Here is a 14,051-nt window from a genome sequence, read left to right on the forward strand (position 1 = left end):
GGGCTAAAAAGCGTAAAAGGGCGTTCGAAAAGTGATTGAAAATCACTTTTCGAACGCCCCTCTCTTTTCATTAATGTAGTTGTTTATTCCATGCTGGAGGTGTATTCTTATCCCAATAAATGGCTCCTAAATCATGATGAGATAAGAAATCATCCTCTTTTGTATGATAGTGAAAATTAAACCAATAGCCTTGTTGAGGCGGATTTTCTCTTCTTACATGGAATCGAATAATATCTTGTCCTGTTTGCTTATCGTAGATATTGAAAATCTTCTCTCCTGTTGCGGAGGATGAAGGTTTTTCGGAGATTACTAAATTCGACAAATGTTCTTCTGGATAGTTTTGTAAATGTTCTGAAATAGCCTCTTCCATTTTTGGAAGAATAATATCTTTAAATTCATTTTCAATGCGTGGCTTAATTCGATCGCCAAACTTCAAATAACAGTTTTCTTCAGCTTTAAGAACAAAGCCCTCAATCTGCTTATCCCGATCAAATGGCTCTTCTTCTGTAGTTATTGGTGTTGGTATTACAAATTCATTTACTGGCTTAGTTTCTTCAAAGGAGCTCTTCTTCTGAGGTTTACTATTCGCGGCTGCTTCATCTTGCCAATGAAAATCATCAGGTGATACTAAACCTAACGTCATAATTGACAATAGAATTACTAAGCTTTTCTTTAACCATTGTGGTACGACCATAGAACTTCCCCTCGTTTATAGCATTCTACTTTACTTACAATATACACTGTTTCTACTATATACGAAACAATTCGAAAGAGGTTTCATAATAATTTAATCACTAATTAATAATTTAGAAACAATTAACTAGATTCATTCATTACTACTCTCTACTACATAGTATTAAAGTATATAAATAATATAATATGCAAAAACTATTAGTAAGGAGGAATAATACAATGATAGAAACTTGGTTCTTTTCAATTTTCAGTATAATCATGCTTGTATACTTCATTTTCTTATGCTTCACTGACTAGCATTCGTTTTCCCTATATTAACTTTTTACATAATAGAAAAACCGCTTGAAGCCAGCATTAGGCATCAAGCGGTTCAACATTTACCTATATATCGATTGTTCCGTAATGAAACTTGGCTGTTTTACGAATATGCTGAATAAAACCAAATTCCTCAAAACGAGTGCTACGAAAATGATCTTTCAATACAATTTTTCTTCGTGCTACTCTTCTAGCTTCAGCAATAATTTCATTCGTAATACCTGCAAATGAAGTAAAGTGAGAAAGGGTTTGGAGAGCATTGGATTCATCAATACTTTCTTCAAACATCGGATCGAAATAAACTACATCTACACTGTTAGACGGCATTTGTTGTAAATAATTATAATGATTACCTTCAACGACCGTAATTCGTCTCATAGCTTCTTCAATTTGTACATGTTGCCCTTTCCAACTCTGCAAGCCTTCCTTCGCTAAATAAGCTAAGATAGGACTAGCTTCGACACCAATGACCTTCCCAGTCTCTCCAACGACGAAGCTCGCAACTATGCTATCAGACGCATAGCCTAACGTACAATCAAGCAATTCATCACCTTGCTTTAGTCCAGATATGTCTATAAAAGCATCATGACCATCATTTATCAAACGCTTTACTCGAACCATCGCTAAATTAGGATGAAAGAAATACGGCTCACTTCCATCTTGATGATAAAGATGAATACCTTCTTTACCCACTACAACAACAAGTGGATGCAGCTTGAATAGCGCTCGTAATGAACGTTTCCGTCTAGGCTCATATGGAACTTGTAAGTCATTTGCTACTTCTTTTGCTTTCGCAACATATTCTTCAGTTGTTCGTCCAGCTGTTGTAACAATCATCTTAAGCGATATGGTCTACGAAACTTTGTTGAATATTAGATAAAATCTCTTCTACTGAATGATTTTCGATTTCTTCACGTGCAATAAAATGAACGCATTCTTTTCCTTTGAAAAGAGCCATAGAAGGTGAAGATGGTACATAATCAGTAATATATTCACGCATTTTTGCTGTTGCTTCTTTATCTTGCCCAGCAAAAACAGTAATAGCATTCGGTTTATTCGTACTTTCAGCCATTGCTTGTGTTGCTGCTGGTCTAGCTAAACCAGCGGCACAACCACATACCGAATTAATAACTACAAAAGTATACCCTTCTGCTCCTTCCATATATTGCTCTACTTCATCAGCTGTTGTTAGCTCATTAAAACCATTATTTAATAATTCATCACGCATTGGTTGAGCTACTTGTTTCATATATTGTTCATATGCATTTGACATATACAATTCACTCCAATAATTAAGATTAATAAATACTATAAGCATACTATAAATAAATTTTTATGAAAAGGAATCGACACCTTTAAGGTTGTAATTGCTTCATCTTCGTTTCCAATAAACTAACTCCGCTCTCAATCAACTGTTCTTTCTGTACTGATTGCAATTCTTTTTCAAAATCAATTGGTTTTCCAAAAATAACAACTGCTTTTTCACCTTTTAGTATTTGCTTAACCGTAGAAGGACCTTTGTAAACTGCAGGTAGTAACGGAGCTTTTGCCTTCACAGCGATTGTAACAGCTCCCCGCTTAAGTGGCACATCTTCACTTGTTCTTGTACCGCTAGGAAAAATACCTACACATTTATTATCTTTTAAAATTTTCAAAGGTATTTTCAATGCACTTGGTCCAGGATTTTCTCTATTAACCGGAAAGGCCTTAACAGATTCCATAAATTTTCTTGAAATTTTACTGTGAAATAATTCTTTCTTCGCCATAAAGTGTACAGGCGTTGGATAGACTGCAATTGCTAGCATAATCACATCAATCCAACTAGTATGAGAACATGTAACAACGTATCGCTGATCTGATGGTATATTTGTTTTCCCTTCTATCTTTAACAAACCAAACAGCTTAGTTACTATGAAAAGTATGGTACAAACAAAAGTATTCATGAAATCTCTCCTTAATAGAAGTTCATTTGTTTAATGATACTTTTCATTTTATACGAGAACCTTACATATAGAAACACTTTTTTATAACCAGGTACTAATATTAGGTGTCAAAAAATCCAATATGCACCAAAACAGGTAATATCAGAAAGAATTAGCTTCTTAAAAATAAAAAGAATGCAACAAGGTTTTTATGAAAACAAGCCGCTATTGTTTATAAATCACCTTTTGATTTATAAACATAACGGCTCATTATCAGCGAATAATAGCGGTAAAGTTTCCCCGTTCATTCACCTATTCCAAATAAACTTCTAATTATCCCTCAACAATTTCAGAAAGATATGTCCAGCGCTCCATTAAATGCTCTAATTGTTCATTTAAACGCGCTTCTTCTTCCATTAGTTGCTGTCCTTTTGTAAAGTCACTACCAATTTCAGTTAAGCCTAATGCCACTTGTTTTAATTGCTCTTCTACCTTCTCAATATCCGATTCAATTGTATCCCATTCACGCTTTTCCATATAAGAAAGACGTTTCTTCTTTTCCTTCTCTTTCGGCAGAACAGGTGCTTTCTCAACGGTTTCTTTACTTTCTTTCTCATGTGATACTGTCGCTAAATAATCACTGTATTCCCCGAAGTACGTTCCAATCTCTCCATCACCTTTAAAGATTAGTAATTCTGTAGCTACTTTATCTAAGAAATAACGATCATGCGAAACAGTAATAACTACGCCAGCAAACCCTTCCAAGAAGTCTTCTAACACCGTTAACGTTTGTGTATCTAAATCATTTGTTGGCTCATCGAGTAATAATACATTTGGAGAAGACATTAAAATACGTAACAAATATAGACGACGCTTTTCTCCACCTGATAGCTTATAGATCGGCGTCCCGTGTGTATGCATTGGAAATAAAAATTTCTCTAACATCGCAGATGCTGAAATTGTACTTCCATCTTTCAGTTGAATAGCTTCCGCTTCTTCTCGAATATATTCGATCATTCGAAGTTTATCATTCATATCTTCGTTTTCTTGGGTGTAAAAGCCGATTTTTACTGTTTGACCTTTTTCCAATTCACCACTGTCAAGAGATTCTCTCTCTGCTAAAATACGTAATAAAGTGGATTTTCCTGAACCATTCTTACCGATGATACCAATACGATCACCACGTTTAAACAATCGTGAAAAATGATTTATGACAACCTTATCACCAAATGACTTCGTTATATGATGACATTCAATAACTTTTCGTCCTAAACGAGACCCTGCTAATTCAATTTCTAAATTGTCACTTTGAGTGTTGCCTTTGACATCGTCTTCTAGTTGTTCAAATCGTTGAATGCGGGCTTTTTGTTTAGTTGTACGCGCCTTAGCACCTTTTCTCATCCAAGCTAATTCGTTCTTAAATAAGCTTTGCATTTTAGCCATCGTTGTTGCATTATTCTCTTCACGAATCGCTTTACCTTCTAGGAAACTTTCATAGTTGCCCTTGTATTCGAATAATGAAGCTTGATCTAATTCCCAAATTTTCGTTGAGATAGAATCAAGGAAGTATCGATCATGTGTTACAAAGAGAACAGCATGCGGATATTTGTTTAAATATTCTTCTAACCATTTAATACTGCTTGCATCAAGATGGTTAGTAGGTTCATCTAGAATTAACAAATCTGGTTGTTCAATGAGCACTTTTGCTAATGCAGCACGTTTCTTTTGACCACCGGATAAATGACCAATCTTTTGTGAAGAATCTGGAAGCTCTAACTTGCTTAAAATCACTTTACCTTCCGCACTACGATCCCAGCCTTTTTCTGTGTCCATTCGATGCTGTAAAGCCAATACTTTGTCTTGCAGTGATTGATCTTCAGGATGTTGCTGTAGTTTCTCAAGCGCATGTTCGTACTCTCTAATTAAATTAAACAATGGTGTATCACTAGCATATAAGTATTCTAAAATCGTTAAAGACTCATCGTAATCAGGATCTTGCGATAAAAATGAAATTTGATAGTCCTTCGGATGTACAATTCCTCCATGATCACACTCTTCAATTCCAGCAATTATTTTCATCAAAGTGGATTTCCCACAACCATTAACACCAATTATACCGATTCTTTCTCCTTCACTTATAGAGAAAGAAACATTTTCCCATAATGTTTTTTCAGCCATTTCTTTTGTTACATTTTCTGCAGTTAATATTTTCATATCTTTTATGTCTTCTCCTTAAACCAGCCACACAGCCGTATGTACTAGGCAACCATAATTTATATCTATTTGTTTCATTTTAAACAAGATTACATGAAGTAGTTCGCTTTTTTCCATTATATATTTCATTTACTAAGACAACAACCGACAATAAAAAAGGCCTCCTCACACAATCGTCTTTGGAACGATTGAGGAGAAAGCCTCTTTTAAATAGTTCTTCTACATCTTCGCCAGTTCACGAAGTTTTTATACAACGAAATTGAAAATATCTATAACAATTTCGTTATTTCTTTTTCAATATCAAATGGTTTCATTTGTGGGGAAAATCTAGCTACCACTTTCCCATCACGATCGATTAGAAACTTTGTGAAATTCCACTTAATTCCTTTAAGCCCCATCATTCCTGGCGCTTCACGTGTCAAGAATTTATAAAGCGGATGCGCATCTTCACCAAAGACATTCACTTTAGCAAACATCGGAAACGTTACACCATAATTTAACCGGCAAAAGCTATCAATTTCTAGCTCATCTCCTGGTTCTTGGGTCATGAATTGATTACATGGAAATCCTAAGACAGACAATCCATCTTCCTTATAACGCTCATAAATCGTCTGTAATTGCTCATATTGCGGTGTAAATCCACATTTACTTGCTGTATTCACAATGAGCAATACCTTTCCATCAAACTGTTTTAACGAAATTTCTTCTCCGTTTATCAACGTTGCATTATAATCGTATATCGTCACCCTGATCACCCCTTAATCACATTCAAGCTCTATATGAAGCAAAAGCATCATCATACAAAAGAAACATCTTGTTTATTTAATTCCTCTAACGATGTAATAACATAGCTTACTAGCTCATATAAATCATCTGCTTGATTCTCTGTTACTAATCGGTTAAATGAAACAACAATCTTTTGAGATGCATTCCTATACTTACCATTATGATAATGTTCAGTAGAAAATGTTTCAATATAGCGATCTTTTCCCCAAATTTCAAATAAACAATCCGTTACAGATTGAATACTTTCTTTCGATTGTGGTTGCTTCGTTTGATACAAAAAATGAATTTCAACATTAGCTGCTGCATTTTCCTCGTTATTCAATAGCAACTCTTCTGCTAGATGTGATAAAGATGCATCAATTATGATGCTGCCGATAACATGTTCAAACTTTGGCAGAACAAACTGTATTTCGTATCTACGTGATAACACTGATAAATCTATTGTTTCGGAGCGATTTATGATCTCAATATCTCCAGTTAAATCATAATCATATACAGAACCTTCAATGATTACTTTAAAATTCTCATAAGCTGTTGGATGAAACATTATATAACCTCACTTAAAATAACCCAATCGCTTCGCCTTTATCATCAACATCCATTTGTAAAGCAGCTGGTGTTTTTGGCAATCCCGGCATTGTCATCACATCACCTGTCAAAGCTACTATAAATCCCGCACCTACAGATGGTTTTAACTCTCTAACCGTAATTGTAAAATCAGCTGGTCTTCCTAACTTTAGTGGATCATCAGAAAAGGAATATTGTGTTTTCGCAATACAAATCGGCAAATGATTCCATCCGTTTTTCTCAATTTCTTGAATTTGTTTCTGTGCTTTAGAGGAAAAATCCACATCTTTCGCACCATAAATCTTTTGAGCAATTGTACGAAGTTTATTAGGAATCGAATCACTCACATCATATAAGTAAGAAAACTCTAATTCATTATGCTCAATTACATCAAGTAGCTTTTCAGCTAGCTTAACACCGCCGTTGCCACCTTTACCCCATACTTCCGTTAATTCATATGGAATTTTATGTTCTGCACAAAGTTCAGCAAATGCCATCAACTCTGCATCGCTATCGGTAACAAATCGATTTAATGCTACAACAAAAGGCAATCCGAAAGATGCCATATTTTCACAATGTTTCTTAAGATTTTCAAAACCATTTCGTAAAGCTTCTACATTTTCAATTGCTAGTTCATTTTTTGGCTTCCCACCATGCATTTTCAAAGCACGAATCGTAGCTACAACTACTACAGCATCCGGTTTAATACCTGCACTTCTCGACTTAATATGTAAAAACTTTTCAGCACCTAAATCAGCACCAAATCCAGCTTCAGTGACCACATATTCACCGAGTTTCAAAGCCATTTTTGTTGCAATTACACTATTGCATCCATGTGCAATATTTGCAAATGGACCGCCATGTACAAATGCTGGTGTATGTTCAATTGTTTGCACTAAATTAGGCTTAATTGCATCCTTCAATAATAATGTTAGTGCACCTTCAACTTTTAACTGCTCAACGGTGATTGGCTCTCGGTTATAGGTATAACCTATCACAATGTTCGCTAGTCTTCTTTTTAAATCTTTTTCGTTTTCCGCCAAGCAAAGAATAGCCATTATTTCTGAAGCTACTGTAATATCAAACCCATCTTCACGAGGAACACCTTGAATTGGACCTCCTAAGCCAATTACTACATTTCGCAAAGCACGATCATTTATATCTAACACGCGCTTCCAAATGATTCGTCGTGGATCAATATTTAGCATATTCCCTTGATGTATATGGTTATCAATCAATGCAGCAAGCGCATTATGGGCTGTCGTTATAGCATGAATATCTCCTGTAAAGTGCAAGTTAATATCGTCCATAGGAAGAACTTGTGCATATCCACCACCACAAGCGCCACCTTTCACACCCATTACAGGTCCTAAAGAAGGCTCTCTCATCGCTATTACAGCATTTTTACCTAATTTCTTCAACGCATCTCCAAGTCCCACAGTTACAGTAGATTTTCCTTCTCCTGCGCTCGTTGGGCTAATCGCTGTTACTAAAATGAGCTTCCCATTTTTTATTTGACTAGGCTTCTTTAATACACCTAAAGAAACTTTCGCCTTATATTTCCCATATGTATCATACTCTTCATCTGATAAATGTAGTGCTTCAGCTATTTCTTGTATATGCTTCATAGTTGAATTCTTTGCTATGTCTAAATCACTCTTTATTGTTTTCTCAACTGATGTACTCATACTTAGCCTCCTAAACAATCATGCTATTTTTATAAAGATTGTAACATGACTATACGAGTAAAACTGTACTAAATCATTTACAATTAAATGAATTAAATATTCTCAAAAATCGAACTTTACTATTGTATGTAGCTATCTCATTTATTTATAATGGCTATAAATGTACAAACAACCACTGGAAAAAGGAGGCTAAAGGATGCCTATAAAAATACCAAGTCAATTACCTGCAAAAGATATATTAGAAAGTGAAAATATTTTCGTAATGGATGATGCTCGTGCGAATACTCAAGATATTCGCCCATTAAATATATTGATTGTTAACTTGATGCCAGAGAAAGAAAAAACAGAAGCTCAATTACTACGCTTACTAGGAAATACACCTTTACAAGTAAATATTTCATTCTTAAAAATGGAATCACATGAATCAAAGAATACAAGTAAATACCATTTAGATCAATTTTATCTATGCTTTGATGAAGTAAAACATCGAAAATTTGATGGTATGATTGTGACTGGTGCGCCTGTAGAAAAACTTGCTTTCACTGATGTAAATTATTGGGGTGAATTAAGTAAAATAATGAATTGGTCAAGGGATCATGTAACTTCTACTTTGCATATATGTTGGGGTGCGCAAGCTGCCTTATATCATCATTATGGTATAAATAAATCTGAGCTACCAAAGAAATGTTCAGGCGTTTACACACATAACTTATTAACAAAAAACGAAAAATTAGTTCGTGGATTTGATGATGAATTTTATGCACCTCATTCACGCTATACCGATGTTAGTCTAGAAGAAATCAAAAATCACCCTGAACTGATCATCATGGCTACTTCAGATGATGCGGGCTTATATTTATTAGGTTCAAAAGATGGTAAACATATTATGGTCACTGGGCACCCAGAATATGAATCTGAAACACTTTCGCATGAATATGACAGGGATCTTCAAAAAGGAATTGAAATAAATGTTCCGGAAAACTATTTCCCAAAAGATAATCCTAATAACAGGCCTCCACATAAATGGAGAAGTCATGGTAATTTATTATTCTCTAACTGGCTAAACTATTATGTTTATCAAGAAACACCTTTCCAATGGGATTAAAATGGACTAGTAGAAACATTCGTAATACACATGTAGAAAGTTAGAATACCTACATAAAGAAGTTATCTACCTTAAGGAATAAGGATAGATAGCTTCTTTACTTATATACAACAAAATCAGTTTGATACTGAAAAAACAAGCCTGATATCATCCGAACAAGCTTCAGATTAAGCATGATGTACATAATTTGTAAATGTACCAATAAAAAAAGAGTAGGTAGTGATACGAATGAATCAATACGATTATAACTACAATGCACAATTTCAAAACCATCAATACGATACTGATAGCGAGAAAATTATTGAAGGAGAATATGATTGGATGGAGCGTCCCCCTGACCCACCTGTTGGAGCTGGTCATGTTGGATCAGTAGGTCACGTATCTGGTGGTATTGGTGCTGGCGTCGGTGCTGGTGGATTTTCACCGGGCGGTGGTTGGCTTCCAAGTAGCTCATGGCATCCATATCACACATGGCACCACGGTGGTGGAGGGTATCCAGGGGGAGGATGGTATCCCAGTAGTGGATGGAGCCCAGGGGGAGGATGGTATCCAGGTAGTGGATGGAACCCAGGAGGCGGATGGTATCATTCTGGCGGTGGATGGTATTAGGACAATAGACTTTTTAATTCCAAATTGGTGAAAAACACAGCAATTCACGCTGTGTTTTTCAATAAAGATACCATTTAATTTTTCTTCAAAATAAATAACCACATAAATGATACCGATTGTTGTAATTCTTTAGGCATACTTGGTAATGTATGCTTTCTTGCTTCTTGCTTTTCCACCCAATGATCAGCGATTAAATTCCAACCATTTTCAACCGCTATTTTCTCAAACTCCCATGGTAGCATACTATTCATTATAACTTTTTCTCCATAAAGCCTATTAAAACTATGCGCTTTACGAGGACCTGCAGTTGGACCAAGAATACCGAAACAAGCATTGCCACCCTTTCTTACTACACGTTTCATTTCATTCAATGCATCTAGCGGGTTTTCAGTCCACTCAATTGAATTAATAGCCATTATAGCATCGAATTCTTCATTATCAAACGGCAATCTAGCTATATCCCCTTGAATGAATCGAATATTTTCGTCTTGTATTCGACTCTTTGCTGTCTCAATCATTTCTTTTGATAAATCAAGGCCAACTGTTTTATATCCATGCGATAATAATTTCATCGAGCCATAACCATCTCCACATCCTAAATCACAAACATGACTCCCCTTTGGTATATGTGACAAGAAGAATGGAATAATATCTTTTCTGCTTCCTTTTTCCCACATTTCCCTTGAATTACTAGCCCAATTTCGTGCAAAAGAATCCCATTTTACTTCTGCTTGTTCGTGCCAATTCATTATTTCCCCACCTTATTCGATATCATTCAATTACAATCCTATATTTCCTATATACACCAAAAATCAGAATATTACAATCTTTCCGTAATCTGAATGTACACGAAATACTATCTTCTCAAAAAAAGGTAACGTAAAAATCATTCATTATGACGATTTTTACGTTACCTCCTGTCAATCATTCACTTGTATTTTCATTGGCTTTTTGAACATTTCTCAACGCTTCTATGCGCTTTGGATCTTCTTCAAAATAATGAACTAAATCACCAACGCGGTCTATAGCGTTCCAACTTAAATGATGTTCAATTCCTTCAACATCATGGTAAATATTTTCTTCTTTTACGCCCATTATTCGTAATAGATTTTCTAATAGGTCATGACGATATACCAGTCGTCTGCCAACTTTTTTTCCTTTAGAAGTTAAAATGAGTCCTCTATATTTCTCATATATCAAATACTCTTCTTGGTCTAGCTTTTGAACCATTTTAGTAACTGAGGATGGATGAACACTTAAATTTTCTGCAATATCCGATACTCTAGCGTATCCTTTTTCTTCAATTAGTATATAAATTTGCTCAATATAATCTTCCATACTTGGTGTTGCCATCGTGTATCCTCCCCGTTTAAAGCATATCAATAAAATTTTACTATATATTTGCTATATACTCAAGGAAGGAAACTGTAAATTAAAAGCAATAAAATAAAAAAATGGCTCTTGAATAACAGAATCATAAAATCAAGAGCCATTTCTAGTGTTTTTTGTATGAGAATAACTAAATTAATTACTCGAATAGATTATGGTTCAAGAATTTTAAAAATTAAATTACCCGATCCTAATTTTCCATTCTTGTAAGTACTCATATAGAAATAATTTTTTTCATCCTTCTCATTATAGAAGTCATAAACAATCTTATCACCTAGTTTATAAATAATATAATCCATCGGTTTATTCGAAAGTTTTTTCACATTTTTACCATTAGTGCTCATGATATATAGCGCTGTACCTTCAAAATTTGTATAATCATAATGATTGTACAAAATAGTCGAACGATCTACATGAAATGCTCCTACAGCTTTTGTAGTTAAACGTGTTTTATTTTTTCCATTAGTAGTTATTTTGTACAGTTTTAATCCATCGTTTACATTTTTATAATAGATCCAGCCATCTGCTACTATTACTTCCCAAGCCTTATCAGACATTACTTTAACCGCTCCTTTACCATCTAAAGAAGTACGGTATAATAGTTCATTTAGGCTGTAGTAAATATTTGTTCCATCTGTCGTAAATGAATCAACAGTAGTGTTTAGTAATCTTACTTTCTTATTTCCATCCAAATTCATTTTTGATAAATAATAACCATGGTCAGGGTTTGCACTCTTAGCTTGTAAATAATAAATACTATTATCCAAAATATAGTATTCATCAGATGTATTTTTTGCAATAACATTCTTTACTTTACCGTCTAAACTAACACGGTAAATGCTAATTACATCACTGTCTTTTGGTCCTTCTAAATCTGCGTAATACAGATAAGAACCTACAACTGATAAGTGGCTAGGAGATATTAATCCTTTTACTAATAATTTCTTTTCCTTACCATTTGTGCGCATTTTATAAATATCATTGCCATCACGGAAGTAATACCAACCTTTATCCTCTGTGATATAACCGTAATTCACACTATTACTAGCGCTGTTTCCTTTAACTTCTGCTGCATACGTGAAAGAAGGAATAACAGAAATTAGCATCATTACGGCAACTAGTAATACTCCTATTCTTTTTTTCATTGCTTCATCCCCTTTAAAAATTTAGTAAACTAATAAGCACCCATGACTAAATATAACAATTATTACAAATATTTCAAATAGTATTTTATTCCTAGATATTTTTATTTTCAAAGGATTTAGCGCTACTTAAGTCACAATATTTAAAGGTTTAGTTTTGATTCTAATTACTCTTCTTCGAAAAATTGTCACAATCATTCTAATAAAAAAATTTCTCACTTGAGGCGCTCATACAAAAATTAGATATATTCTATTTCCCAGGAATTAAACAAATCTTCATAAGTTCCAATCAAAGTAGAATTTATGTCTACAGCAATTTGAATCTCCCTTACTTTGTTTAAAAAAAGACTGCTCATTAGCAGCCTTAATCTTAGACTCTCGCATCTGTTTGTTTAAGTGTATTTATTCTGGACTTTTAATAAATTTTTCCGTTCTTCATGGATTTTTTTTACTTTTCTCCATAACTCTTCTTTTTCAGTTGCTGAGTACGCCACTAACTTTTCGTTAAATATATTAGATAATACTTCTAACCATTGTTCTTTATGTGTAATTTCTGTTACTAATGTATTTGTAGAATCACGCTGTTTGAAAATACACCCCCTTAATTCATTACAAACATTCGCTTGGCGATTTTGAATTAAAAATAAATTCCGCCAAGGTGAATCTAAAGATTGACTATAAAATGTATGTTTCATCTTGAAGATATCGATACTATTTGTAGTTTTGGAAGCGTAATCAACTCCTAAATAACTACCTGGATGACTAGATTCTAAACGCCACCCACTATGGTCAACAGTTGATTTCTTTATAAAGTAGGAAAACCCTGCTTGTTGATAGATTCCAGTCTGCAATGGTATTGGTTCATAAGGCATATCTCCTAAACCAACATCAACAAGCCATTTTTCTTTTTCACCATTATTGTCAATATCTACTGATAGACCAATATGAAAAGAATCTATAACTGGATCTGACTTTCTTCCTTGTACACCTCCGCAGTGAATAAAAACATCAAAACCTAATGAACGAAGGAGTAAATAAAAAGCTCCATTTAAATGAAAACAGTATCCACTTCTTTGCTGTATTATCATTTGTACTGAATCACGTTCATTAATTGTTGTTTGCTTCCCTCCAAAGATATCTATAGTCTGCCAAGATATTTTCTCCATATGGGCTTTATGGAGTTCAAAAAGATACTCTTTCGAGGGTGGCTTTTTTTCTTCGATGCCAAGGCGATGAAGGTAGGCAAATATTTCATCATCTTTCATTGTTTACTCCTTTCAAAAACATCCGTTGCGAGATTAAATAGTTACTCATTTAAATTCAATTCATAATGATAGAATTGAGTATCCTTTTCATATCCATTTTTTTTATATAATCTTTGAGCTGAATAATTATCTGCTGCTGTACTGAGACTAAGGCTTTTAGCACCTGTTTCAGTAGCGTAATCCTTTGCTTTATTTAAAAGCATTCCTCCTACTCCTTGTTCCCTGACCTCTGTAGTTACATAAAGGTCATTTAATATCCAAGCTCTTTTCATAGATATAGATGAAAATGTAGGATACAGTTGAGTAAAGCCAACATATTTTTCTTTATCTTTAACTACAAATATTACTGAATCATT

General features: G+C 34.3%; 15 protein-coding genes. 2 read left to right on the forward strand and 13 right to left on the reverse strand.

Annotated features, from left to right (window positions below):
* Nucleotides 1-70: 70 nt before the first annotated feature.
* From V7014_RS05240 to V7014_RS05275, 8 genes are all read right to left on the reverse strand, one after another.
* Complete coding sequence (locus tag V7014_RS05240) at nucleotides 71-694, reverse strand: YpjP family protein (protein ID WP_335504889.1); 624 nt, start codon at nucleotides 692-694, stop codon at nucleotides 71-73.
* A gap of 380 nt (nucleotides 695-1,074) precedes the next feature.
* On the reverse strand, nucleotides 1,075-1,845 hold the full coding sequence (locus V7014_RS05245) for a class I SAM-dependent methyltransferase (protein ID WP_335504891.1): 771 nt from the start codon (nucleotides 1,843-1,845) through the stop codon (nucleotides 1,075-1,077).
* A 1-nt stretch (nucleotide 1,846) separates the two neighbouring features.
* Nucleotides 1,847-2,281 carry a BrxA/BrxB family bacilliredoxin gene (locus V7014_RS05250; protein WP_335504894.1) on the reverse strand — a complete coding sequence of 145 codons (435 nt, stop codon included), beginning with the start codon at nucleotides 2,279-2,281 and terminating at the stop codon, nucleotides 1,847-1,849.
* 82 nt (nucleotides 2,282-2,363) lie between these two features.
* The gene (locus V7014_RS05255; protein ID WP_335504896.1) at nucleotides 2,364-2,951 is read right to left on the reverse strand and encodes a lysophospholipid acyltransferase family protein; all 588 of its coding nucleotides are present in this window, start codon (nucleotides 2,949-2,951) and stop codon (nucleotides 2,364-2,366) included.
* Between the two features lie 312 nt (nucleotides 2,952-3,263).
* Nucleotides 3,264-5,144 carry an ABC-F family ATP-binding cassette domain-containing protein gene (locus V7014_RS05260; protein ID WP_335504898.1) on the reverse strand — a complete coding sequence of 627 codons (1,881 nt, stop codon included), beginning with the start codon at nucleotides 5,142-5,144 and terminating at the stop codon, nucleotides 3,264-3,266.
* A gap of 269 nt (nucleotides 5,145-5,413) precedes the next feature.
* Nucleotides 5,414-5,890, reverse strand: a complete 477-nt coding sequence (locus V7014_RS05265) for a glutathione peroxidase (protein WP_335504899.1) — start codon at nucleotides 5,888-5,890, stop codon at nucleotides 5,414-5,416.
* Between the two features lie 50 nt (nucleotides 5,891-5,940).
* Entirely contained in the window at nucleotides 5,941-6,477 is a 537-nt protein-coding gene (locus tag V7014_RS05270) for a hypothetical protein (protein WP_335504901.1), read from the reverse strand.
* A gap of 13 nt (nucleotides 6,478-6,490) precedes the next feature.
* The gene (locus V7014_RS05275; protein WP_335504904.1) at nucleotides 6,491-8,185 is read right to left on the reverse strand and encodes a formate--tetrahydrofolate ligase; all 1,695 of its coding nucleotides are present in this window, start codon (nucleotides 8,183-8,185) and stop codon (nucleotides 6,491-6,493) included.
* 196 nt (nucleotides 8,186-8,381) lie between these two features.
* Here V7014_RS05275 and metA point away from each other — a divergent pair, with 196 nt between their 5' ends.
* On the forward strand, nucleotides 8,382-9,290 hold the full coding sequence (metA, locus tag V7014_RS05280; RefSeq protein WP_335504906.1) for a homoserine O-acetyltransferase MetA: 909 nt from the start codon (nucleotides 8,382-8,384) through the stop codon (nucleotides 9,288-9,290).
* A 228-nt stretch (nucleotides 9,291-9,518) separates the two neighbouring features.
* Complete coding sequence (locus tag V7014_RS05285; RefSeq protein WP_335504908.1) at nucleotides 9,519-9,899, forward strand: hypothetical protein; 381 nt, start codon at nucleotides 9,519-9,521, stop codon at nucleotides 9,897-9,899.
* A 74-nt stretch (nucleotides 9,900-9,973) separates the two neighbouring features.
* Here the strand turns inward: V7014_RS05285 and V7014_RS05290 are convergent, their stop codons facing one another.
* The 5 genes from V7014_RS05290 to V7014_RS05310 all read right to left on the reverse strand — a co-directional run.
* The gene (locus V7014_RS05290) at nucleotides 9,974-10,648 is read right to left on the reverse strand and encodes a class I SAM-dependent methyltransferase (protein ID WP_335504910.1); all 675 of its coding nucleotides are present in this window, start codon (nucleotides 10,646-10,648) and stop codon (nucleotides 9,974-9,976) included.
* 175 nt (nucleotides 10,649-10,823) lie between these two features.
* Complete coding sequence (gene mntR / locus V7014_RS05295) at nucleotides 10,824-11,252, reverse strand: transcriptional regulator MntR (RefSeq protein ID WP_335504912.1); 429 nt, start codon at nucleotides 11,250-11,252, stop codon at nucleotides 10,824-10,826.
* 188 nt (nucleotides 11,253-11,440) lie between these two features.
* Complete coding sequence (locus V7014_RS05300; protein WP_335504913.1) at nucleotides 11,441-12,433, reverse strand: DUF5050 domain-containing protein; 993 nt, start codon at nucleotides 12,431-12,433, stop codon at nucleotides 11,441-11,443.
* Nucleotides 12,434-12,822: 389 nt separating this feature from the next.
* Entirely contained in the window at nucleotides 12,823-13,695 is an 873-nt protein-coding gene (locus V7014_RS05305; protein WP_335504915.1) for an arylamine N-acetyltransferase family protein, read from the reverse strand.
* 41 nt (nucleotides 13,696-13,736) lie between these two features.
* Nucleotides 13,737-14,051: GNAT family N-acetyltransferase (locus V7014_RS05310; protein ID WP_335504917.1), on the reverse strand; the 315-nt coding region annotated here is incomplete at its 5' end.

Source organism: Bacillus sp. JJ722 (assembly GCF_036963345.1).
In the GTDB taxonomy this organism is placed as follows: domain Bacteria; phylum Bacillota; class Bacilli; order Bacillales; family DSM-1321; genus Bacillus_AD.

Excerpts from the sequence above, each read along its gene's own strand:
- V7014_RS05260 (WP_335504898.1), bottom strand. The coding sequence starts at position 5,144 with ATGAAAATATTAACTGCAGAAAATGTAACAAAAGAAATGGCTGAAAAA.
- metA (WP_335504906.1), top strand. The coding sequence starts at position 8,382 with ATGCCTATAAAAATACCAAGTCAATTACCTGCAAAAGATATATTAGAA.
- V7014_RS05240 (WP_335504889.1), bottom strand. The coding sequence starts at position 694 with ATGGTCGTACCACAATGGTTAAAGAAAAGCTTAGTAATTCTATTGTCA.
- V7014_RS05290 (WP_335504910.1), bottom strand. The coding sequence starts at position 10,648 with ATGAATTGGCACGAACAAGCAGAAGTAAAATGGGATTCTTTTGCACGA.
- V7014_RS05245 (WP_335504891.1), bottom strand. The coding sequence starts at position 1,845 with ATGATTGTTACAACAGCTGGACGAACAACTGAAGAATATGTTGCGAAA.
- V7014_RS05285 (WP_335504908.1), top strand. The coding sequence starts at position 9,519 with ATGAATCAATACGATTATAACTACAATGCACAATTTCAAAACCATCAA.
- V7014_RS05275 (WP_335504904.1), bottom strand. The coding sequence starts at position 8,185 with ATGAGTACATCAGTTGAGAAAACAATAAAGAGTGATTTAGACATAGCA.
- V7014_RS05270 (WP_335504901.1), bottom strand. The coding sequence starts at position 6,477 with ATGTTTCATCCAACAGCTTATGAGAATTTTAAAGTAATCATTGAAGGT.
- V7014_RS05250 (WP_335504894.1), bottom strand. The coding sequence starts at position 2,281 with ATGTCAAATGCATATGAACAATATATGAAACAAGTAGCTCAACCAATG.
- V7014_RS05255 (WP_335504896.1), bottom strand. The coding sequence starts at position 2,951 with ATGAATACTTTTGTTTGTACCATACTTTTCATAGTAACTAAGCTGTTT.
- mntR (WP_335504912.1), bottom strand. The coding sequence starts at position 11,252 with ATGGCAACACCAAGTATGGAAGATTATATTGAGCAAATTTATATACTA.
- V7014_RS05300 (WP_335504913.1), bottom strand. The coding sequence starts at position 12,433 with ATGAAAAAAAGAATAGGAGTATTACTAGTTGCCGTAATGATGCTAATT.
- V7014_RS05305 (WP_335504915.1), bottom strand. The coding sequence starts at position 13,695 with ATGAAAGATGATGAAATATTTGCCTACCTTCATCGCCTTGGCATCGAA.